Raw genomic sequence first — 22,513 nt, 5'->3', positions numbered from 1 at the left:
GGGGGCTTCCGCGAGCGAGTCGGTTGCGGCCCGCCCCCTCCACCACGCCGCTTCGCGTCGCGGTCCCCCTCCCCGCGAGCGGGGAGGAATTCCGAACTTCCGTCCCCTGCAACTCTGTACCCTCGTCGACAGCGTACCGGCCGGCAACGGCTGGCTCCACGAGATGAAATACGACGGCTACCGCGCGCTGGTCGCGGTGGCCGGGGGCAAGGCGAAGGTGTTCACCCGCACCGGGCTCGACTGGACCGGGAAATTTCCCGGCGTCGCGGCGGCTGCGGCGGACCTGTCGGTCGACAGCGCGCTGATCGACGGGGAGATCGTCGCGTTCAAGGATGGCAAACCCGATTTCTCCACCCTGCAGGACGCGATTTCGAGCGGCGGCGATGGCTTGGCGCTGTTTGCGTTCGATCTGCTTGAACTCGACGGAGAAGACCTGGCAGCTCGCCCGCTGGTGGAGCGCAAGGCGCGGCTGCGTCCGCTGTTCGACGGCACCGACGATACGGTGCGCTACAGCGAACACATCGTCGGATCGGGCGAGAAGCTGTTCGCGGCGATGTGTGCGGAAGGGTTCGAAGGCGTCGTGTCGAAACGGGCCGATGCGCCCTATCGCGGCACCCGGACGAAAGGCTGGGTGAAGATCAAATGCACGCAGCGCCAGGAATTCGTCGTCATCGGCTGGTCGGAAAGCGACAAGGCCGGCCGTGGGTTCAAGGCGTTGTTGCTCGGGCTGAACGGCCCCAACGGGTTGCGGTATGCGGGGAAAGTCGGGACGGGGTTCTCGAACGACACGATGCTCGATCTGCGCGCCCGGCTGGATCGGCTGGCACGCAAGACCGCGCCGGTCGATGTGCCCCGTGCGGCGGCACGCGGTGCGCACTGGGTCAGCCCGAAACTGGTCGCCGAAGTCGCGTTCGCCGAATTCACCGCCGAGAATGTCGTGCGCCATGCAAGCTTCCTGGGCCTGCGCGAGGACAAGCCGGCCGCGGAGGTGGTCGCGGAACGGCCCGCCGATCCTCCGGCGTCGACATCGTCGGTCACGATCAGCAGCCCCGATCGCATCATCGATCCGACCAGCAGGCTGACGAAGGGCAGGCTGGCCGCCTATTACGAGGCGATGGCGCCGGCGATGCTGCCGTGGCTCGCCAACCGTCCGATCAGCCTGGTCCGCTGTCCGCAGGGGCGCGCGAAACAATGCTTCTTCCAGAAACACGACGCCGGGTCGTTTGGCACGCACGTCCACCACGTCGATATCCGTGAAAAGGATGGATCGACCGAACCCTATCTCTATATCGACAGCGCCGATGGGATGCTCGCCTGCGTCCAGATGGGCACGATCGAATTCCACGGCTGGGGCAGCCTGGTCGCCGACGTGGAAAGGCCCGATCGGATGGTCTTCGATCTCGATCCCGACGAAGGCCTCGGCTTCGACGACGTGAAGCGCGCGGCGGAGGACATCAAGCAGCACCTCGCCGATATCGGCCTGACCAGCTATCCGATGCTGTCGGGGGGCAAGGGCGTGCACGTCATCGTGCCGTTGAAGCCCGACGCCCGGTGGCCGGCGGTCAAGTCCTTTGCCGAACGCTTCGCCCGCGCGCTGGGGGAGGCGGAGGCGACGCGCTTCACCGCCAACATGAAAAAGGCCGAGCGAACGGGGCGCATCTTCATCGACTGGCTGCGAAACCAGCGCGGGAGCACCGCCGTGCTGCCCTATGTCGTGCGCGCCCGTGCCGGCGCAGGTGTGGCGACGCCGGTGACGTGGAGCGAGTTGAAGGACATCGAGAGCCCGGCGGCGTTCACGGCGCGCGATCTCGACACGTTGCTGGAGCGCGCGAACGGGCGGTCGCTGAAGCACTGGGGGACGTCGGATCAGGTGCTGCCCGAGGTTTGAGGCCTCACCGCCGCGCCGGCGGGGGGGCATCTCCCGCATCAGCCTTGCAGTACAACCGCCAAAGACTGCGGCGAGGCCAGGAGATGGACCCCGCCTGCGCGGGGACGAGGACTATGCGACGGTCGCTTGCTCAAGGCGGTGCCGCGGGCCCAGGTCGGCGAGGAGGCGAGGTGGGTCGCCCGGTCGGCTGTCCGAATCAGGCTGGCCTTTCGCGCGCGCATCCGCCACGGGCCCACCCATGGTCGAGCACATCCTGTCTTTCCTCGCGAACATCGTCATCAGCGTGATCGAAGCCACCGGCTACTGGGGCGTGGCGCTCCTGATGGCGATCGAAAGCGCGTGCGTGCCGCTGCCGTCCGAACTCATCATGCCGTTCGCCGGCTATCTGGTCAGCCAGGGCAAGATGGACATCTGGCTCGCCGCGACGGCAGGCGCGCTCGGATGCAATTTGGGATCGGTCGTCGCCTATGAAGTCGGCAAGCGCGGCGGGCGGCCGTTCGTGCTGCGCTACGGCAAATATCTGCTGATCGGCGCGGACGAACTGGACGCCGCCGACCGCTTCTTCGCGCGCTGGGGATCGGCGGCGGTGTTCGTCGGGCGCCTGCTGCCGGTCATCCGCACCTTCATCGCCTTTCCCGCCGGGGTCGCGCGGATGCCGCTGGTGCCGTTCCACATCTACACCTTCATCGGCAGCTGGCCGTTCTGCTTCGGACTTGCCTGGGTCGGGCGGGCGCTGGGCGAGGCGTGGCATGGCGATCCGCGGGTGCGGGCGGTGTTCCATTCGCTCGACGCGGTGATCGGCGTCGTGCTGGTCGTCGCGGTGATCTGGTACGTCCGCCACCGCTTGAAGGCGATCAAACGGTCGAAGGCGGAACTGGCCGCGATCGACCGCGCGGAGGGGTAGAGCCTCAACTATCGTCATCCCCGCCTGCGCGGGGACGAGCTGACTACTTCGCAGCGCCAGCCGCCCCGTCCTTCGGCAACACCGTCATCGTCCACGCCTTGGCCGGCACCAGATATTGCGCGGCCAGCGCCTGAAGCTCGGACGGCGTGATCGTCGTCAGGTCGGTCGCGATCGTGTTCAGCGCCGCCAGCCGCTTGGGATCGGTGCTGCCACCTTCGGTCTGCATCAGCCAGAACTGGTTGCCGGTCGACAGCCGCGCGACGAACTGCACGACCGGCACCAGCGCGCGACGCAGTTCGTCGGCATCGACCGGCCGAGCGACCAGATCCGCCGCGATCTCGCGCGACAGGTCGAAGAAATAGCCGGTCTTGTCCGGCGGCACGCTGCCGATCGCCATGATCCGCCCGCCGCCGCTCAGCCCTACCGGCCAATTGGACGCGACGTTCGGCGTATAGCTGATGCCGGCCGAGGACCGCAGCTTGTCGAGCAGCCGGTCGCGGAAGACTGCGGCCAGCACTTCCAGCTTGCGCCCGGTCGCGATGCCGTCGCTGCCGCCGCCGGTCGGCCAGGCGATCACCGCCGCCGCCTGCGTATCGCGCCCGTCGTGCGTGCGCGTCACCGGGGTGGTGGTGGGTGCGGGGAACCGGATCGGCGCGGTGGCGACCGGCGCGTCCTTGCGCGGCTTGAGCGCGCCGAGCGACGATGCGACCGCGGCGATCGCGGCGTCGGACTTCATGTCGCCATAGATCTGCACTTCGATCGGCCCGCTTGCCAGGATCGGTTCCCAGAACGCGCGGAACGACCTGGCGTCGAGCTTTTCCAGGTCGGCGCGCGACGGCGTGCCCCAGCGTGGGTCGCCGTCATGCAGCAGCCGGTCGAGATCGCGGGCCAGCACACCATCGGGCGAGGCAGCCTGCGAGGCATAGCCGGCCAGCATCACGGCCTTGGCGCGCGCGACTGGATTGGGGTCCCAGCCCGGCGTGCTCAGCTTGGCCGCGATCAGCTTCAACTGGTCGGCCAGATCCTCGGCTGAGGTCGTCGCGCCAAACAGGAACGCGTCTTCGTCCACCGCGAAATCGAGCGCGATCCGTCGCCCGGTCGTGATGCGGTCGATCTCTTCCTGCCCCAGCTTGCCGATCCCGCTGGCGACCAGCGCCAGGTCGCCGGCATAGACCGGCGTCTGCCGATCCGCCGGCAGTCCGGCCAGCCCGCGGCCGAAGCGTACGCGGACATAGACGCGGCTTGCCTCCGACGGGTTCTCGAACAGCAGCAGGTTGACGCCGTTGGCAAAGGTCACCTTCTCCATCTTCGGATCGGTGACCGCGATGCTGCGCGCGACGACCTTGCCCGGGGCCCCGAGCTTGGGGAGCGCATCGAAGCCGATCGCAGCGAGCTTGCTGTTCGCGGCGACTCCGGGCTTCATCTCGGCGGTCAGCGCGGCCTGGAGCGCGGCGGCAGCGTTTTCGGACGGCTGCGGGGTGTTGACGACCCCGCGCAGCGCGACGCCCGAGAATACCGCCTTGGCCGATGCCTGGACCGCGGCGGGCGTGAACATCTTTTTCGCGATCGCATCCTGCAGGATGCCCAGACTGGTCTGTGCGGTGGTCGTCGTTTCCTTGATATCGACCGCATCGACCAGGTCGTCGGCCTTCTTCGCGCCTGCCTCGACCGAGGCCTGCGCGACCGACGCCTTCATCGACGTCTGGATGTCGGTCAGCTCGCGGTCGATCTCGCCTTGCGTCGGCGGGGTCGCGATCGCGTCGGCGATGCCGGTGCGCACGTCCTTCAGCGCGGTCTGCCAGTCATTGCCGAGCGGCAGGATGTTCATGAGAGTCGCGTTGGCCGACCGCGAGATGTCCTCCAGATTCGCGCCCGCCGAGATGAAGCTGCCGCCGCCGCGCGCGCGGCTTTCCAGCCGGCGGTTGACGATGCGGACCGCGACCATGTCGATCATCCGCTTCTGGTTGAAGATCACCGTGTCGTCGCCGACCGTCCACGGCCGCAGCCAGGCCAGGCTGACGAGCGTCGGCAACTGCGGCTCGACCAGCGCCGCGGTATCGGTCTTGGCGGGCTTCGGCGTACCGAAATCGGGGGCGGGGACCGCCGCGCCATTGCCGCGCCAGTCGGCGAAATGCTTGACGATCGCGGCTTCGAACAACGCCGGGTCCATGTCGCCCGAAACGACGACGATCGCACGCTCTGGGCGATACCAGCGATCGTGGAACGCCGTCACCGCCGCTGCGGTCGCGCTCGACAGCGTCTCGGTCGTGCCGATCGGCGAGCGGTCGGCCAGCGGCTGCCCGGCAAAGAACACCTCGCGCGTCGCATCGCCCAGCCGTACCTGCGGCCCCGGCTGCTCGCGTGCCTCCGACAGCACGACCGGACGTTCGGCGTCGAGCGCGGTCTGCGTCAGGCTGGGCCCCGCCATCATGCCCGACAGGATCTTCAGGCTCTCGTCCAGCCCGGTCTGGTTCGCCATCGGCAGGTCGAGCTTGTAGACGGTCTGGGTGAAGCTGGTCGACGCGTTGGTGTCCGCACCGAAGGTCACGCCCATCCGCTGCCAGATGCGCTTGGCCTCGCCGTCCGGGACATGCTCCGAGCCGCGGAAGCTCAGATGCTCGATCAGATGCGCAAAGCCGCGTTCGCTGTCGCGCTCGTGGAGCGAGCCCACGTCCATCCGCACCCGGATCGACACCTGTCCCGGCGGTACGCCGTTCTTGCGCACCGCATAGCGCAGGCCGTTCGGCAGCGTCCCGAACCGCCAGTCGGGATCGGGGGTGATGTCGCTGCCCTTGTACAGCCACGCGCTCCTGTCGACCGCAACCGCGGGGGCCTGAACGGTCGCGGCGGCGGGTTGCGGCGCTTGCTGTGCGGGCAGCGCGCCTGCGATCAGGAGGAACGGGAGCGTGGCGAAGGCGACGCGGCTCAGCCGGGTGGGACGTAGCATCGCCGCCAGTCTAGGCGACCGACAACCTTGCGGCTAGCTGAACCGTGTGCGGCGCAACGCAGCGTTTCGCTCGACCGTGCTTGATCGCACGGCCGCGCCGGCCCACATGGACGCCATGCTGATCGAAACCGAAGTCACGCCCAACCCGGCGACGCTCAAGTTCCTGCCCGGCCGCATCGTCATGGATGCCGGCACGCGCGATTTCGCCACGCCCGAGGAAGCGGAGGCATCGCCGCTCGCGGATGCGCTGTTCGGCCTGGGCGACGTGACCGGCGTGTTCTTCGGTCGCGACTTCGTCAGCGTCACCGCCGCGCCGGGCGTCGACTGGACGGGGCTGAAGCCCGACGTGCTCGGCGTCCTGCTCGACCATTTCAGCGCCAACATGCCGTTGTTCAGGCCGGGCTCGGCCGCGGGCATCAGCGTGCCGGGCGACGATGCGACCTTCGGGGAGGACCCGGCTGACGCCGACATCGTCGCGCAAATCCGTGAGCTGATCGAGACGCGCGTCCGTCCCGCAGTCGCCAACGATGGCGGTGACATCGTCTATCGCGGGTTCGACAAGGGCAAGGTCTATCTCCAGATGCAGGGCGCGTGCGCCGGCTGCCCGTCGTCCTCGGCGACGCTGAAGCAGGGCATCGAGCAGCTGCTGCGCCATTACGTCCCCGAAGTGACCGAGGTTCGCGCGGTCTGATTCCGACCCCACGCTTCGATTTTCTCGCAACCGACCGACCAACGGAGACCTGCACATGGGCCAGCCGCTCGACGACACCGCGCTCGACACGATCTTCCGCGCCGCGCGCACCTATAACGGGTATCTCGACAAGCCCGTCGCCGAGGAGCAGCTCCAAGCGATCTGGGATGTCATGAAGTTCGGTCCTACCTCGGCCAACCAGTTGCCCGCGCGCTTGGTCTGGTGCGTCAGCGACGACGCCAAGGAAAAGCTCGCGGGCTGCGCCAGCGACAGCAACGCCGACAAGATCCGCAAGGCGCCGGTGTCCGTCGTCATCGGTATGGACGAGAATTTCCACGAGTATCTGCCCGAGCTTTTCCCGCACACCGATGCGAAGTCCTGGTTCGACGGCAACCTCGACCTGCGCAAGGCGTCGGCCTTTCGCAACTCGTCATTGCAGGGCGCCTATTTCATCATCGCGGCGCGGGCGCTCGGCCTCGATACCGGACCGATGTCGGGCTTCGACGGCGGTGCGGTGGACAAGGCGTTCTTCGCCGACCAGCCGGGCGTGACGGTCAATTTCATCTCCACGCTGGGCTATGGCGATCCGTCGACGATCTTCGATCGCAGCCCGCGGCCCGATTTCGCCAAGTTCAACCGGATCGCCTGATCCCTTGGTCACGACGCTCGTTATCGATACCGCGACCGCGGCCTGCTCGGTCGCGCTGATCGATGGCGAGCGTGTCGTGGCGCACCGCCATATCGTCGTCGATCGTGGCCATGCCGAACGGCTGGTGCCGATGATCGCCGAGTTGCCGGACGGCGGCCGGGCGGATGCGATCCTGGTCGATTGCGGGCCCGGCAGCTTCACCGGCGTGCGCGTCGGGATCGCGGCCGCCATCGGTCTCGGCATCGGCTGGGGCGTGCCCGTCAGCGGCTACAGCTCGACCGCGCTGATCGCCGCCGCGGGCCTTGCCGATAACATGGATTGGGAAAGTCTTGCCGTCGTGCTGGAAGGCGGGCACGGTGAGCTGTTCGTGCAACCCTATGATCGCCCCCTGGCGCCTGCGGGCGCGCTTGCTTCGCTGAAGCCCGACGCGGCGTTGGGCGTCATCGGCGCGCGTCCGGCGATCGGCAGTGGCGTGCGCCGGCTGGGCGAATCAGCGGGGGTGGACGCGCTGCCGGATGCCGCGCGCGCGATCCTGCTGCCGCCGGCGCTCCGCACATTGCCGCCGCGGCCGATCTACGGTCGCGCGCCCGATGCGAAACCGCAGGCGCCGAAATGAGCACGGCGCCGCGGCTGATCGACCTGCGCACCGGCGACGTCAACGACCTGGCCGGTGTCGTCCATATCATGAACCGCGCGTTCGATCCCCGCTTCGGTGAGGCATGGTCGTCGGCGCAGTGCATCGGGATGCTGGCGCTCCAGGGCGTGTGGCTGACGCTGGCGAGCGAAGGCAATGCGCTGGTCGGATTCGCCATGGCGCGCGCGGTCGCAGGCGACGGCGAGCTGCTGCTGCTGGCGGTCGAGCCCGAACGCCGTGGCCGCGGTATCGGCGGCACCCTGCTGCGCAGCGTCATCGCCGATGCCCGCGACAAGCGGGCCGAGCGGTTGCACCTGGAAATGCGCGCGGGCAATTCCGCGCTCGAACTCTACCGCGCGCACGGCTTCACCCTGGTCGGCCAGCGCCGGGCCTATTACCGCGGGCTGACCGGCGAGGCGTTCGACGCCCACACCTATGCGCTGCCGCTGATCGACTGACCCTTCGTCCCGCGCCGAAATTGCGAGTCGCTTGCGCTTCCAACGCAGGCCCGCATCCCTTACATCACGCCCATGCCTCGCAAGATCGACCTCGAAGCCCTGTGTCACCAGAAGGGCCTGCGCATCACCGAACAGCGCAAGGTCATCGCGCGCGTCCTTTCGGAAGCGGAGGATCATCCCGACGTCGAAAAGGTCTATGAGCGCGCCTCGTCGATCGACCCCGGCATCTCGATCGCGACCGTCTATCGGACCGTCCGTCTGTTCGAGGAGGCGGGGATTCTCGACCGCCACGACTTCGGCGACGGCCGTGCACGCTACGAACCGTCCCCGGAAGCGCATCACGATCACCTGATCGATGTCGAGACGGGCAAGGTCATCGAATTCGTCGATCCCGAGCTGGAACTGCTCCAGAAGCAGATCGCCGAACGGCTGGGCTTCCGGTTGGTCGACCATCGGATGGAACTGTACGGGGTCAGTCTAGACCGCAAGGTGTGAGGATCAGGCACATACCTCTCAGCCGTCATTCCCGCGCAGGCGGGAATAAATTGTGGCTGCCGTCGCGAAAAGAGCCGCACATTCAACGACTATGTATCGCCGCCTGCGCGGGGATGACAGTGGGGTGGTGACATGACCGCGACTTCGGCAAATCCCCGCTATTCCCTCGCGGCAAACTTCCGCTTCGCCACGCGCCTCGCCGGCATCGCCCTCGCGCTCATCCTCGCACTCCCCTTCCACGGCCTGTGGCGGCTGTTCCGCCTGTCCTCGCCCTGGCCGATGTATTTCCTCGCCGCGGTCGCGTGGATCATCGGTGCGCGCCGCCACACGATCGGCCGCTCGTTGACACGCGACGTCGTGTTCCTGTCGAATCACCTGAGCTGGCTCGACATCCCGCTGCTCGCCGGGCGCAACGGCACCGCCTTCGTCGCCAAGTCCGATCTGGAAAAGGTGCCCGTGATCGGCTGGCTCTGCGGCCTCAATCGCACGCTGTTCGTGGATCGGACCGCGCGGATGAGCATCGCCGACCAGATCGCCGAATTGCGCGACGCGCTGGCCGAAGTGTGGTCGATCACCATCTTCGCCGAAGGGACGACCGGCGACGGACAGACGCTGTTGCCGTTCAAGCCGGCGCTCCTTGCCGTACTCGATCCGCCGCCGCCGGGCGTCCGCGTCCAGCCGGTGCTGATCGACTATGGCACGGCGATGGCGGACATCGCCTGGCTGGGCGACGAACCCGGCGCGGTGAACGCGCGGCGCGTGCTGTCGCGGCGCGGCACCTTCACCGCGACGCTGACGTTCCTCGAACCGTTCGATCCCGCAGGACTGGCGGGACGCAAGGCCGTGGCGGCGGAGGCACGCGCGCGGATGCTCGCTGCCTAGCGATGCAGGCGGTTTCGGGCTAAGGGCGCCCGATCATGACCGCGCCAAAAACCTTTCACGTCAAATCCTTCGGCTGCCAGATGAACGTCTACGACGGCGAACGGATGGCCGAGGCGATGGCGGCGGCCGGCTACACCGCGGCGGCTGGTGAGGATGCCGACCTGGTCGTGCTCAACACCTGCCACATCCGCGAACGCGCGACCGAAAAGGTCTATTCCGACATCGGCCGGATGAAGAAGGACCGGCCCGACCAGATGATCGCGGTCGCCGGCTGCGTGGCGCAGGCGGAAGGGGCCGAGATCGTGCGCCGCGCCAAGGTCGACGTCGTCGTCGGTCCGCAGGCCTATCACAACCTGCCGCAACTGGTGGCCGATGCGGCAAAGGGCACCGCGGCGATCGACACCGACATGCCCGCGCTCAGCAAGTTCGGCGCGCTGCCGGCACGTCGTCGCGTCGGTCCGTCGGCCTTCCTGACGGTGCAGGAGGGCTGCGACAAATTCTGCACCTATTGCGTCGTTCCCTATACGCGCGGGGCCGAGATCAGCCGGCCGTTCGCAGCGATCGTCGACGAGGCAAAGGCGCTGGTCGATGCGGGGGCCAAGGAAATCACGCTGCTCGGGCAGAATGTGAATGCGTGGGGCTCGGACGGCGAGGATTTGGGCAGCCTGATCCGCACGCTCGACACCATCCCCGGCCTCAAGCGCATCCGCTACACGACCAGCCACCCCAACGACATGACGCAGGGGCTGATCGACGCGCACCGCGATGTCGAGACGCTGATGCCGTTCCTCCACCTGCCGGTGCAGTCGGGCAGCGACCGCATCCTGAAGGCCATGAACCGCAGCCATACGCGCGACAGCTATCTGCGCATCCTCGACCGCGTCCGTGCTGTCCGTCCCGACATTGCGCTGTCAGGCGACTTCATCGTCGGTTTTCCGGGAGAGACCGAGGCCGAGTTCGCCGATACGCTCAGCCTGGTCGCCGAAGTGGGCCATGCCTTTGCCTTCAGCTTCAAATATTCGCCGCGACCCGGCACGCCCGCTGCCGACCTGCCCGACCAGATCGCGCCGCAAGTCATGGTCGAGCGTCTTGCGCGGTTGCAGGAAGCGCTCGGCCGCGATCAGTCGGCGTTCAACGCCGCGACCGTGGGCAAGCGCTGCGCGATCCTGATCGAACGCCCCGGTCGCAAGCCCGGCCAGATGATCGGCAAGTCGCCGTGGCTGCAATCGGTGGTGGTCGAAAACGGCCCCGCGATCGGCACGCTGCTGGAGGTCGCCATCACCGGCAGCGGTCCGAACGCCCTGTTCGGAACGCCCGTCCTCGCCCGCGCGGCCTGATCCGGCGTTTGTGACCGACCGCCGTGCCCTGCGGCCGTACGCCATGCTGGCGGCGGCGATGCTGTTTTGGTCGGGCAATGCCATCGCCGGGCGGCTGGTGCGCGACGACATACCGCCGGCGACGCTCAGCCTGATGCGCTGGGCCGGCGCGCTGGTGCTGCTGCTGCCGTTCGCCTGGGGGCATCTGGTGCGCGACCGGGCGATCCTGCTTGCGGCCTGGCCACGGGTCGTCGCGATCGGCCTGCTCGGCGTCGCGGCGTTCAACGCGCTCTATTATCTCGGGCTGCATTACACGACCGCGAGCAACGGGTTGCTGCTCCAGGCGCTCATTCCGACGCTGGTCCTCGTTTGCGACCGGCTGATCTTCGGCGTCCGGCCGGGGTGGAGCGCGGTTGCCGGTGTCGCGGTGTCGACGATCGGCGTCGCCGTCATCGTCTTCCGCGGCGATCCCGCGCTGCTGACCGGTTTCGTGCTGGGACGCGGCGACGCGCTGATCCTGACCGCAGTGGTCATCTGGGCGCTCTACACCAGCCTGTTGCGGACCAAGCCGGCCGTGCATCCGCTCGCTTTTCTCGCGGCGACCTTTGCCGTCGGCCTCACCGCACTTGTTCCGTTCGCCATCGCCGAACTGGCGCGCGGAGCGCAGGTCAACTGGACGCCGACGACGATCGCGGTGGTCGGCTATGTCGCGGTGTTCCCGTCGCTTCTGTCTTACCTGCTGTTCGGTGCGGGTGTCGCCGCGCTCGGCGCCGGGCGGGCGGGGCAGACGATCAACCTCATGCCGCTGTTCGGCGCGCTGCTGGCCGCCGCGCTGCTCGGCGAAGCGCTGCATGGCTATCATGCGGTCGGCATGACGCTGATCCTGGCGGGCCTGGTCGTCGGCTTGCTGGGCAACCGGGCGGTCAGGCGAACCTGATCTCGCCCTGATCCTCGCCGTCCCAATAATGGATACGGTCGGCGTGGACGTGGATCAGCACCAAGCCTGGCGTGTCGACACCCTGTTCGAACCACCGGTCGAGGTCCTTGACCCAGTGTTTCTCGAACGCGGCCTTGTCGCGCACGATCTGCGCCTTGCCCTCCGCCGCGATGAAGACGGGCGGCTTGCCGAGAAGGCCGGTGTTGCCGTGCAGCGTCAGTCCTACGTTCGCGTCCGCTTCGATCTCCTGCACGGTATGCGTCGTGTCGAGCGCGAAGAACCAGCTGTCGCCGTCATAGTCGACGTCGCCGTTGTTGCTCATCGGTCGCGCGGCGATGCCGCCGTCGGCGGTCTTGGTCGACAGCATCGTGAAGTCGATGTCGCGCATGATGTCGGCGAGATCGGTCAGGGACTTGGCCATGGCGGGCACTCCTTTTCAGGGCCCAAGCGAGCGATGCCGCGGTCCGGTTCCGTATCGCCGGTTGCGCGCCGGCGCCGCGCTCCCCAAATCGACGGCGTCACACAAATGCCGTTGTCTTTCACCGGCCCTCTGCCACACTTCCCCGAAATCGTGACGCGACCCCAAGGAGCCCGATGAGCCGAAAGCCCGTTCCCGCCCAGTCCGGCGAGCGCAGCCGTACCGAAGTCGTCTTCGACCGTCCCGAGCTGCTGCCGCAGCTGTTCGGCGAATTCGACACCAACCTGGTCGCACTGGAGAACAGGCTCGGCGTCTACATCACCGCGCGCGGCAACCGCGTGCAGGTAGAGGGGACGGCGGAGCAGGTGGCGCTGGCGCGCGACGTGCTGAACGGCCTGCACACCCGCATCCTGCAGGGGCAGGACATCGACCCCGGCATGGTCGATGCGGTCATCGCGCTTGCCGCGCAGCCGGTGCTCGACGGCATCATCTCGACCGAGCGCGGGCACGGCATCCCGCCGATCATGATTCGCACGCGCAAGAAGACGATCGTCCCGCGCACCATCGCGCAGACGCATTACATGCGCGACCTGGTCAACCACGACATCATCTTCGCGCTGGGGCCGGCAGGGACCGGCAAGACCTATCTCGCCGTCGCGCAGGCCGTGTCGCAGCTGATAACCGGCAGCATCCAGCGGCTGATCCTGTCGCGACCGGCGGTGGAGGCGGGCGAGAAGCTCGGCTTCCTGCCCGGCGACATGAAGGAAAAGGTCGATCCCTATCTCCGCCCGCTGTACGACGCGCTCCACGACTGCCTGCCGGCCGAACAGGTCGAACGGCGCATCGCGTCGGGCGAGATCGAGATCGCCCCGATCGCCTTCATGCGCGGCCGGACGCTGGCGGACGCCTTCATCATCCTCGACGAGGCGCAGAACACCACGCCGGCGCAGATGAAGATGTTCCTGACCCGCTTCGGCGAAGGCAGCCGCATGGTCGTCTGTGGTGACCCGAAGCAGGTCGATCTGCCCGGCGGCGTTGCAGGGTCGGGCCTGGCCGACGCTGTCGCCCGGCTGGAGGGGGTCGAGGGCATTGCGGTGGCCCGCTTCTCGACCGCCGACGTGGTCCGCCATCCGATCGTCGGCCGGATCGTTGAGGCTTATGAAGGGCAGGACGGTTGAAGGACGAAACCTTTCCTGTGGCCGCTCAGTCTTTGTGTGTCGATGGTTTGGGAGGATGGCAGTGGGTATGCTGATCCGCGACGAGCAAGTCGTCGCCAAGCTCGATGCCCTGGCTAAGAACGAAGGGCGATCCCGAGCCGCGATCCTGAAGGATGCGTTGATGTCGCTCGGTGAAAGCGTGGGCGAGGCGGACGAGCGAAGCACCCTCTTTACTCGAGACCGCGTGACTTGCCGGCCCTACTCGATCTAAGCGTCCGTCATGATAGATATCGCCGTCCTTCGCGAAGAGCCCTGGACCGAAGCCACCGACTGGGAGGCGCTGGCCACCCGTGCCTCCACCGCCGCCATCGCCGCCACGGCGCAGCGCGACTGGCTGGACCATCCCGTCCAGATCGAGATCGCGGTGCGCCTGACCTCCGACGACGAGGTCCACACGCTCAATCGCCAGTACCGCGACAAGGACAAGCCGACTAACGTCCTGTCCTTTCCCATGGTCCAGCCCGACCTGCTTGATTCCGTCACGCAAGGCTCCGACGACGGCGAAGTCCTGCTGGGCGACATCGTCCTCGCCCACGGCGTCTGCTCACGCGAAGCGGCTGACAAGGGCGTGTCGGTCGAGGATCACGCCACCCATCTGGTTGTCCACGGCACATTGCATCTGCTAGGCCACGACCACGGCACCGACGCGGAAGCCGAGGCGATGGAGGGGCTGGAGCGCGATGTGCTCGCCGGCCTCGGCATTTCCGATCCCTATCTGATCCGCGAGGATTGAACTCGAATATATGGCCGAGGACCGAAGTCGCGCCGGAAACGGCGACTCCGAAAATGGCAGCATCTGGACGGGGCTTCGCACCCTGATCTTCGGCGACGAATCGTCAGAGACGCTGCGCGATCAGCTCGAGGAAGTCATCGAGCGGCACGATGACGAGCAGTCCCGCCCGATCGCGGGCGACTTGGCGCCGATCGAGCGCCAGATGCTCAAGAACCTGCTGCATTTCGGCGAGCGCGACGCGGGCGACATGGGCGTGCCGCGCGCCGACGTGATCGCGGTCGAGGAAGGCACCAGCTTCGACGCGCTGGTCGCGTTGTTCGCGGACGCCGGCCACAGCCGCCTGCCGGTGTACCGCGAAAAGCTCGATACGATCGTCGGCATGGTCCACATCAAGGATGTGTTCGCGATTCTGGCGACCGGGGTCGAGAAGCCGGCGACGATCGAGGGGCTGATCCGCCAGCCGCTGTATGTCCCGCAATCGATGGGCGCGATCGACCTGCTGGCGCAGATGCGCGCCAGCCGCACGCACCTGGCGATCGTGCTCGATGAATATTCGGGCACCGAAGGCCTCATCACGATCGAGGACCTGATCGAGGAGATCGTCGGAGAGATCGAGGACGAACATGACGACGCGCCCGAAGCGCTGATCGTGCCCTTGGGCGGTGGCGCCTGGCAGGCCGATGCGCGCGCCGAGCTGGAGGACATCGCCGAGGCGATCGACCCGCGGCTGGGCGACGTCGACGAGGATGTCGACACGATCGGCGGCCTGGCGGTGGTGCTCGCGGGCCATGTGCCGGCGGCGGGTGAAACGCTAGTCCACGGCAGCGGCTGGAGAATCGAAGTGGTCGAATCGGACGCCAAGCGGGTGTCGAAGCTGCGCCTGCACCCGCCGCGGCCAGTGCCGGAGGGTGTCGAGGCCTGACGCCATCCCGTTCGTGCTGAGCTTGTCGAAGCACCGCTCTTCGAGCCGCGGGCGTACGGCGATAAGAAACGCAGCCCTTCGACACGCTCAGGGCGAACGGAATAAGCTGGCCGGAATGATACCCTTCATCGCTCGAACCGATCAGTGCCTGCGCAAATTCGCATTTGGTCGATCAGTCATCGTCGTGTAGCCCGGATGCCACACCCATTCGCCACGACGCCCGCGCTTTCCTCCCGCGCGAGCGCGTGAAGAGGAGACGAGACATGGATGCCAAGACGGGTTCGATCGACAAAAACGGCGGCGGTTGCCCGTTCGACCAGAGTGTGCGCAGCCTGCTCGGCCGCACCAACCGCGACTGGTGGCCGCAGGCGCTGGCGGTCGACATCCTGTCGCCGAACGGCCCGGTCAATCCGATGGGCGACGACTTCGACTATGCCGAAGCCTTCAAGCAGCTCGATTACGACGCGCTGAAGGCCGATCTGGTCGCGCTGATGACCGACAGCCAGCCGTGGTGGCCGGCCGATTATGGTCATTACGGCCCGTTCTTCATCCGCATGGCCTGGCACGCCGCCGGCACGTACCGCACCGGTGACGGCCGCGGTGGCTCGAACAGCGGTCAGCAGCGCTTCGCGCCGCTCGATAGCTGGCCCGACAACGGCAACCTCGACAAGGCGCGGCGCCTGCTGTGGCCGATCAAGCAGAAGTACGGCAAGCACATCAGCTGGGCTGACCTGTTCATCCTGACCGGCAACGTCGCGATCGAATCGATGGGCGGCCCGGTGTTCGGCTTCGGCGGCGGTCGTGCCGACGTCTTCGAGCCCGAAAAGGACATCTACTGGGGCGAGGAAGACCAGTGGGTGAACGAAGGCGTCCAGACCCGCATCGACCCGGAAAAGGGCATGGAGGAACTCGACGGGCCGCTGGCCGCGATCCAGATGGGCCTCATCTACGTCAATCCGGAAGGTCCGGGCGGCAATCCCGATCCCCTGTTGTCGGCGCGCGACATGAAGGCGACGTTCGAGCGCATGGCGATGAACCATGAGGAAACCGTCGCGCTGACTGCCGGCGGGCACACCTTCGGCAAGGCGCACGGCAACGGCGACGCCTCGCTGCTCGGCGCGGCGCCGGCGGGCGGCGATCTCGCCGCGCTGGGCTTCGGCTGGGTCAGCTCGCATGAGAGCGGCGGCATCGGCGAGCATACCGTCACCAGCGGTATCGAGGGTGCGTGGGTGAACACCCCCACCGAGTGGAGCGAGAACTATTTCCGCCTGCTGCTCGACTATGAGTATGAACTCGTCCGCTCGCCGGCCGGTGCCCAGCAGTGGCAGCCGATCGACCAGAAGGAAGAAGACAAGGCGCCGGCCGCCTGGGATCCGAACATCAAGGTCCCGACGATGATGACGACCGCCGACATGGCGCTGAAGGTCGACCCGGAATTCCGCGCGATCAGCGAGCGGTTCCGCAATGACCATGAAGCGTTCAAGGACGCCTTCGCCCGCGCCTGGTTCAAGCTGACCCACCGCGACATGGGACCCAAGGTCCGCTACCTCGGCCCGGAAGTCCCGGCCGAAGACCTGATCTGGCAGGACCCGGTTCCCGCCGGCACCACCCCGTCGGACGCCGATGTCGCCGCGGTGAAGAGCGCGATCGCGAACAGCGGCCTGACCGTCAGCCAGCTGGTCAAGACCGCCTGGGCCTCTGCCTCGACCTATCGCAAGTCGGACCACCGCGGCGGTGCCAACGGTGCACGCATTCGGCTCGCCCCGCAGAAGGACTGGGACGTCAACGAACCGGCGATGCTGGCGAAGGTGCTGGAAACCCTGGACGGCCTGCGCGGCAACCTGTCGATGGCCGACGCCATCGTGCTGGGCGGCGTCGTCGGTCTGGAAAAGGCGATTGCGGACGCGGGCTTCTCGGTTCCGGTGCCCTTCACCGGTGGTCGCGGCGACGCGACGCAGGAGCAGACCGACGTCGACAGTTTCGCGCCGCTGGAGCCGCAGGCCGATGGTTTCCGTAACTATCAGCCCAAGCGCCTGCGCGTGAAGACCGAGGAAATGCTGCTCGATCGCGCCAGCCTGCTCGGCCTGTCGGTGCCGGAAATGACGGTGCTGGTCGGTGGCCTGCGCGTGCTGGGCGCCAACCACGGCGAGCGTGGCCACGGCCACTTCACCAAGCGCTCGGGCCAGCTGACCAACGACTTCTTCGTCAATCTGCTCGGCATGACCAATGTCTGGAAGGCGGTAGAGGGCAGCAACGACGAGGAATATGTCGCGACCGACCGGACCGGCGGGCACGAAACCTGGCGTGCCAGCCGCGCCGACCTGGTGTTCGGTTCGAACAGCGAACTGCGTGCGGTCGCTGAAATCTATGCCGAAACGGGCCATGAGGAGAAGTTCGTGAAGGACTTCGTCAAGGCCTGGACCAAGGTCATGAACGCAGACCGGTTCGATCTCGCCGCGTAAACGCGCCGGCAGGATCGAATGCAGGACGGCCGCGGGGGTTCTCCCACCCCGCGGCCGTTTTGCTGTCTGCTGCACGCGCTCGCCAATTGCGCCGGATCGCTGCGCGCTCTAGCTTGGGCGTCATGCGCAAACACATCCTCATCGTCCTTGCCATCTTCCTCGCGATCGGTGCGGGGGCGGCCTATTACCTGACCCGGCCCGATGTCGCGCAGTTGCCGGTCGAGGCGGTGATGGGCGTGCGGCCCAACATCACCGAGCCGCGCAAGCAGTGGTTCCCGACGATCGGCGTCGCCGAAGTCGTCGGCTGGAACGGTGGCAAGCCGACCCCGGCCGCGGGGCTTCAGGTCGCCGCGTTCGCCTCCGGCCTCGACCACCCGCGCTGGATGTACCGCCTGCCGAACGGCGACGTGCTGGTCGCCGAAAGCAATTCGCCGCCGCGAAAAGGGGGTGGGATCACCGGCTGGGTGATGAAACTGCTGATGGGCCGGGCGGGCGCCGGCACGCCGTCGGCCAACCGCATCTCGCTGCTGCGCGATGCAAACGGCGACGGTGTGGCGGAAACGAAGACGACGTTCATGACCGGGCTGAATTCGCCGTTCGGCATGGCCCTGCTCGGCGACTGGCTGTACGTCGCCAACACCGATGCGCTGGTCCGCGTGCGCTACGTGCCCGGCGCGACGAAGATCCCTGCCAAGCCGGAGGTCGTGACCACCTATCCCGGTGGCGGCAATCACTGGACCCGCGGGCTGGTCGCGGCGCCCGATGGCAAGACGCTGTACGTCTCGGTCGGCTCGGCCTCCAACATCGGCGAGAACGGGATGGACGTGGAGAAGAATCGGGCCGGCATCCTTCAGGTCTTCCCCGACGCCAAGTACAAGCGCCTGTACGCGGCGGGTCTGCGCAATCCGGTCGGCCTGGCGATCGAGCCGCGATCGCAGCGGCTGTGGACCGTCGTCAACGAACGCGACATGCTCGGCTCCGACGTGCCGCCCGATTATATGGCGGCGGTCGACCTCGGCGATAATTTCGGCTGGCCCTGGTATTATTGGGGCGGCTATCCCGACACACGGGTTGAACCGAAGAATCCCGGATTGCAGGAATATTCCAAGCGCCCCGATTACGCGCTGGGGCCGCATACCGCCTCGCTCGGCCTGACGTTTGCCGCCGATGCGAAGCTGGGTGCGCGCTTCACCAGCGGCGCGTTCGTCGGCCAGCACGGATCATGGAACCGCGAACCCAAGGCGGGCTACAAGGTGCTGTACGTTCCCTTCGGCGCCAACGCCTTTCCCGATCCACGCGCCAAGCCGATCGACGTGCTGACCGGTTTCCTCGACAAGGAAGGCAAGGCAAAGGGTCGACCGGTCGGTGTCATCACCGACGCGACCGGTGCGCTGCTGGTGGCGGACGATGTCGGCAACGTCATCTGGCGCGTGCGGGCGGCCGGCGGTCGGCAGTAACCGCTGCCTCCGACGGTGCGGCTATGGGACAGCCGGCCCACGCTAACCGCTTTTCGCACCCTGCCGCATCGGGCACATTGGGCGATGTGATCGAGGAAGCGGACATCGTCGTCATCGGGGGCGGATCGGGCGGTGCCGCGGTCGCCGGGCGCCTGGCCGAGGACCCGCGGCGTACCGTCACGGTCATCGAACCGGGCGGCCGCAATAATGGCTGGCGCACGCGGATGCCGGGCGCGATCCCGTTCCAGACGCCGGCGACAAACTGGGGCTATCGCACGGTGCCGCAGCCGGGGCTGAACGGCCGCCGGGGCTATCAGCCGCGGGGCAGGGGCTTGGGCGGATCGAGCGCGATCAACGCGATGCTTTATGTCCGCGGGCATCCGAGCGACTACGACGCCTGGGCGGCGCTTGGCTGCGATGGCTGGTCCTACGACGACGTGCTGCCGTGGTTCCGCCGGTCGGAATCGAACGGGCGCGGTGCCGACCCCTGGCACGGCGGCGACGGGCCGCTGTGGGTCAGCGACCAGCGCCATGTCGTCCCGGCGTCGCAGGCGTTCATCGACGCCGCCGCCAGCCTGCAAATCCCGGTCAATCCCGACTTCAACGGCGCGCGGCAGGACGGGGTCGGCCTGTACCAGGTCACGCAAAAGGACGGCGAGCGCTGGACGAGCGCACGCGGCTATCTGACCCAGCGGCCGAACCTGTCGGTGCTGACCGAAACGACTGCCGAGCGCGTGCTGTTCGAGGATGGGCGCGCCTGGGGTGTCGCGGTCGCGCGCGACGGCCAGCGCCATGTCGTGCGGGCCAACGGCGGCGTCGTGCTGGCGGGCGGGGCCTTTGCCACGCCGCAGTTGCTCATGCTGTCGGGCATCGGCCCGGCGCGGCATCTGGCCGAACACGGCGTGCCCGTCCGCATCGACCGTCTGGCGGTCGGCGCCGACTTGCAGGATCATATCGACTATGTCGCGACGTTCGACTGCGATGCGCCCGGACTACTCGGGCGGTCGCTGAAGGGATCGCTGGCCGGGATCGGCGGCATCGCGCGCTGGTTCGGCAACCGGACGGGGCCGATGACGACGCCCTTTGCCGAAGCCGGCGGCTTCGTCGCGACGCTGCCCGATCTGCCGGCGCCCGACGTGCAATATCACTTCGTGATTTCGCTGGTCGAGGATCATGGCCGCGTGAAGCTGAAGGGGCACGGCTACAGCTGCCATGTCTGCGTGCTGCGCCCGGAAAGCCGTGGCACGGTGCGGCTTGTCGATGGCGATGCGCGCACCGCGCCCGCGATCGACCCGGCCTTCCTCAGCGCGCGTGGCGATGTCGATACGCTGATGCGCGGCGTGCGGTCGATGTACCGCATCCTCGAGGCGCCGGCGATGCGGGCGCTGGGCGGGCGCGATCGCAACCCGATCGATCTGGGCAACGACGATGCGCTCGAACGGCTGATCCGGGCGCGCGCCGACACCGTCTATCACCCGGTCGGAACCGCGCGGATGGGGTCTGACAATGCCGCGGTCTGCACGCCGCGGCTGGCGGTGCGCGGGGTCGATCGGCTGTGGATCGCTGATGCCTCGGTCATGCCGCGGCTGATCGGCGGCAATACCAATGCACCCGCGATCATGATCGGCGAACGCTGCGCCGACTACATCGCCGCGGACCTTCGCTGACGGCTGTCGCGTTGTTGTCTCCCCAGAGGAGACGATGCGATGATCGACGATCCCGAGCAGACGAAGACGCCCGAACAGGACGAAGGCGAGATGGAGGCCGTGCAGGAAGAGGCCGCGCACGAACGCGAGGAAGAGCGCGGCTACCAGTGACCAAAAAAACGGGCCGGTAGCTTTCGCCACCGGCCCAGTCGTCCGCAGGAGGAACCTGGTTCAGTAGTTGTAGGCGCGCTCGCCGTGTTCGTTGATGTCGAGGCCTTCCTTCTCGACATCCGCCGACGGGCGCAGGCCAATGGTGTATTTGAGCGCGAGGAACAGCAGGGTCGAGACGACGCCGGTCCAGACCACCGTCGTGCCGACCGCCCACAGCTGGGTCATCACCTGGCCCGCCATGTCGTAGGCGCCGGCCTTGGCGACGGGGGCGGTATAGTCGATCCAGCCCTGGCCACCGAGCGCCGGGTCGGCGACGATGCCGGTGCCGACCGCACCGATGATGCCGCCGACGCAGTGGATGCCGAACACGTCGAGCGAGTCGTCGTACTTCAGCGCGTTCTTCACCTTCGTGACGAACAGGAAGCAGACGGCCGAGGCGACGACGCCCAGCAGGATGGCGGTGCCCGGATGGGCGAAGCCCGCAGCCGGGGTGATCGCGACCAGGCCGGCTACGACGCCCGAGGCAGCGCCCAGCAGCGACGGCTTCTTGTGGACGATCTGTTCGATGACGGCCCAGGCGACGCCGGCGGCGGCTGTCGCGGTCAGCGTGTTGATGAAGGCCAGTGCACCGAACGCATTGGCCTCAAGTCCCGATCCCGCGTTGAACCCGAACCAGCCGACCCACAGCAGGGACGCGCCGATCATCGTCATGACCAGGCTGTGCGGCGGCATCGGCTCGCTCTTGTAGCCGAGACGCGGGCCGATCACGATGCAGCCGATCAGGCCGGCAATGCCGGCGTTGATGTGCACCACGGTGCCACCGGCGAAGTCGAGCGCGCCCCAGCCCCACAGCAGGCCGCTGTCGTTCGGTGCGGCGGGCAGGAAGTCCGGGCCGGCCCAGTACCAGACCATGTGCGCGATCGGGAAATAGGCGAGCGTCAGCCACGCGACCGTGAAGATCACCAGCGGCGTGAACTTCACGCGTTCGGCGAACGCACCGACGATCAGTGCGGGCGTGATGCACGCGAAGGTCATCTGGAAGATGACGAACACATATTCCGGCAGATAGACGCCGTTGGAGAAGGTCGCGGCGAAGGTCGTCGGACTGACGCCGGCGAGAAACGCCTTGTCGAGCCCGCCGAACAGCTTCGGGAAGGGCGTGCCGGTCGAGGTGAAGGCCATCGAATAGCCCCAGCCGAACCAAACGAGTGCGGCGACGCAGACGATCGTCAGCACCTGCATCAGCACCGACAGCATGTTCTTGGTACGGACGAGACCGCCGTAGAACAGCGCCAGTGCGGGCACCGACATCATAAGTACCAGCGCCGAGGAGATCAGCATCCAGGCGACATCGCCCTTGTTGACCATCTCGGCGGTCGGCACGAACGGTGCGGGCGGGGTGGCCGCCGCCCCCTGTGCCCAGGCGGGCAGCGCCGCGAACATCGCGAGGCCGGTCCCCGCGCCCTTGATCCATTGTTTCATCATGTCCCCCCTCAGAGCCCGGGATTTCACAGTGCGGTCTGGTCGGTTTCGCCGGTGCGGATGCGCACCGCCTGTCCGACATCGAGCACGAAGATCTTGCCGTCGCCGATCGCGCCGGTGTTGGCCGCGGCCTGGATCGCCTCGATCGCGCCCGGCGCGACGTCGGAGGCGCAGACGACCTCGATCTTGATCTTGGGCACCATG

General features: G+C 67.5%; 21 protein-coding genes. 17 read left to right on the top strand and 4 right to left on the bottom strand.

Annotation, left to right across the window (positions count from 1 at the left end):
• Positions 1-1,888 (top strand): DNA ligase D (gene ligD / locus ASE86_RS00960; protein WP_082441810.1); only part of this gene is annotated, 1,888 nt, incomplete at its 5' end.
• A gap of 238 nt (positions 1,889-2,126) precedes the next feature.
• Positions 2,127-2,792 carry a DedA family protein gene (locus ASE86_RS00955; RefSeq protein WP_056421661.1) on the top strand — a complete coding sequence of 222 codons (666 nt, stop codon included), beginning with the start codon at positions 2,127-2,129 and terminating at the stop codon, positions 2,790-2,792.
• Between the two features lie 43 nt (positions 2,793-2,835).
• On the opposite strand, the gene ASE86_RS00950 is transcribed toward ASE86_RS00955, so the two are convergent.
• Positions 2,836-5,739 carry a M16 family metallopeptidase gene (locus tag ASE86_RS00950; RefSeq protein ID WP_082441581.1) on the bottom strand — a complete coding sequence of 968 codons (2,904 nt, stop codon included), beginning with the start codon at positions 5,737-5,739 and terminating at the stop codon, positions 2,836-2,838.
• A gap of 115 nt (positions 5,740-5,854) precedes the next feature.
• On the opposite strand from ASE86_RS00950, the gene ASE86_RS00945 reads away from it, so the two are divergent.
• The 8 genes from ASE86_RS00945 (at position 5,855) to ASE86_RS00910 (ending at position 11,801) form a co-directional block, all read left to right on the top strand.
• Positions 5,855-6,430 carry a NifU family protein gene (locus tag ASE86_RS00945; RefSeq protein ID WP_056426369.1) on the top strand — a complete coding sequence of 192 codons (576 nt, stop codon included), beginning with the start codon at positions 5,855-5,857 and terminating at the stop codon, positions 6,428-6,430.
• Between the two features lie 55 nt (positions 6,431-6,485).
• Complete coding sequence (locus ASE86_RS00940) at positions 6,486-7,079, top strand: malonic semialdehyde reductase (protein WP_056421660.1); 594 nt, start codon at positions 6,486-6,488, stop codon at positions 7,077-7,079.
• Between the two features lie 4 nt (positions 7,080-7,083).
• Entirely contained in the window at positions 7,084-7,695 is a 612-nt protein-coding gene (gene tsaB, locus ASE86_RS00935; RefSeq protein ID WP_056421659.1) for a tRNA (adenosine(37)-N6)-threonylcarbamoyltransferase complex dimerization subunit type 1 TsaB, read from the top strand.
• Positions 7,692-8,171 (top strand): GNAT family N-acetyltransferase, encoded by a 480-nt coding sequence (locus tag ASE86_RS00930; RefSeq protein WP_056421658.1) that lies wholly within the window; start codon positions 7,692-7,694, stop codon positions 8,169-8,171. The genes tsaB and ASE86_RS00930 overlap by 4 nt, the downstream gene beginning before the upstream one ends.
• 72 nt (positions 8,172-8,243) lie before the next feature.
• Entirely contained in the window at positions 8,244-8,666 is a 423-nt protein-coding gene (locus ASE86_RS00925) for a Fur family transcriptional regulator (protein WP_056421657.1), read from the top strand.
• Between the two features lie 132 nt (positions 8,667-8,798).
• Positions 8,799-9,548 carry a lysophospholipid acyltransferase family protein gene (locus ASE86_RS00920; RefSeq protein ID WP_056421656.1) on the top strand — a complete coding sequence of 250 codons (750 nt, stop codon included), beginning with the start codon at positions 8,799-8,801 and terminating at the stop codon, positions 9,546-9,548.
• Between the two features lie 35 nt (positions 9,549-9,583).
• Complete coding sequence (miaB, locus tag ASE86_RS00915; protein ID WP_082441577.1) at positions 9,584-10,885, top strand: tRNA (N6-isopentenyl adenosine(37)-C2)-methylthiotransferase MiaB; 1,302 nt, start codon at positions 9,584-9,586, stop codon at positions 10,883-10,885.
• Positions 10,886-10,895: 10 nt separating this feature from the next.
• The gene (locus tag ASE86_RS00910; RefSeq protein ID WP_235523947.1) at positions 10,896-11,801 is read left to right on the top strand and encodes a DMT family transporter; all 906 of its coding nucleotides are present in this window, start codon (positions 10,896-10,898) and stop codon (positions 11,799-11,801) included.
• On the opposite strand, the gene ASE86_RS00905 is transcribed toward ASE86_RS00910, so the two are convergent.
• Positions 11,788-12,222 (bottom strand): pyridoxamine 5'-phosphate oxidase family protein, encoded by a 435-nt coding sequence (locus ASE86_RS00905; RefSeq protein WP_056421654.1) that lies wholly within the window; start codon positions 12,220-12,222, stop codon positions 11,788-11,790. The genes ASE86_RS00910 and ASE86_RS00905 overlap by 14 nt on opposite strands.
• A gap of 173 nt (positions 12,223-12,395) precedes the next feature.
• Between ASE86_RS00905 and ASE86_RS00900 the strand changes: the two genes are divergently transcribed.
• The 7 genes from ASE86_RS00900 to ASE86_RS00870 all read left to right on the top strand — a co-directional run bounded on the left by ASE86_RS00900 (position 12,396) and on the right by ASE86_RS00870 (position 20,677).
• Positions 12,396-13,397: a PhoH family protein gene (locus ASE86_RS00900; protein ID WP_056421653.1), complete on the top strand. Its 1,002-nt coding sequence runs from the start codon at positions 12,396-12,398 to the stop codon at positions 13,395-13,397.
• Between the two features lie 67 nt (positions 13,398-13,464).
• Positions 13,465-13,647 (top strand): ribbon-helix-helix protein, CopG family, encoded by a 183-nt coding sequence (locus ASE86_RS00895; protein ID WP_056421652.1) that lies wholly within the window; start codon positions 13,465-13,467, stop codon positions 13,645-13,647.
• 9 nt (positions 13,648-13,656) lie between these two features.
• A complete protein-coding gene (gene ybeY / locus ASE86_RS00890; protein ID WP_056421651.1) occupies positions 13,657-14,169 on the top strand; it encodes an rRNA maturation RNase YbeY in 513 nt (170 codons plus the stop codon).
• A gap of 10 nt (positions 14,170-14,179) precedes the next feature.
• Complete coding sequence (locus ASE86_RS00885; RefSeq protein WP_056421650.1) at positions 14,180-15,091, top strand: hemolysin family protein; 912 nt, start codon at positions 14,180-14,182, stop codon at positions 15,089-15,091.
• 263 nt (positions 15,092-15,354) lie between these two features.
• A complete protein-coding gene (katG, locus tag ASE86_RS00880) occupies positions 15,355-17,553 on the top strand; it encodes a catalase/peroxidase HPI (RefSeq protein ID WP_056421649.1) in 2,199 nt (732 codons plus the stop codon).
• Between the two features lie 122 nt (positions 17,554-17,675).
• Positions 17,676-19,010 (top strand): PQQ-dependent sugar dehydrogenase, encoded by a 1,335-nt coding sequence (locus ASE86_RS00875; protein ID WP_056421648.1) that lies wholly within the window; start codon positions 17,676-17,678, stop codon positions 19,008-19,010.
• An 89-nt stretch (positions 19,011-19,099) separates the two neighbouring features.
• Positions 19,100-20,677 carry a GMC family oxidoreductase gene (locus tag ASE86_RS00870; RefSeq protein WP_056426364.1) on the top strand — a complete coding sequence of 526 codons (1,578 nt, stop codon included), beginning with the start codon at positions 19,100-19,102 and terminating at the stop codon, positions 20,675-20,677.
• 210 nt (positions 20,678-20,887) lie between these two features.
• Here ASE86_RS00870 and ASE86_RS00865 read toward each other — a convergent pair whose 3' ends face one another.
• A complete protein-coding gene (locus ASE86_RS00865) occupies positions 20,888-22,309 on the bottom strand; it encodes an ammonium transporter (RefSeq protein ID WP_056426361.1) in 1,422 nt (473 codons plus the stop codon).
• 26 nt (positions 22,310-22,335) lie between these two features.
• Positions 22,336-22,513 (bottom strand): P-II family nitrogen regulator (locus ASE86_RS16365; protein WP_235524061.1); only part of this gene is annotated, 178 nt, incomplete at its 5' end.

This window comes from Sphingomonas sp. Leaf33 (genome assembly GCF_001421785.1).
GTDB lineage: Bacteria > Pseudomonadota > Alphaproteobacteria > Sphingomonadales > Sphingomonadaceae > Sphingomonas.
Note: the sequence above shows the minus strand (reverse complement) of the source record. Positions and strands in the feature narration are given on the sequence as shown.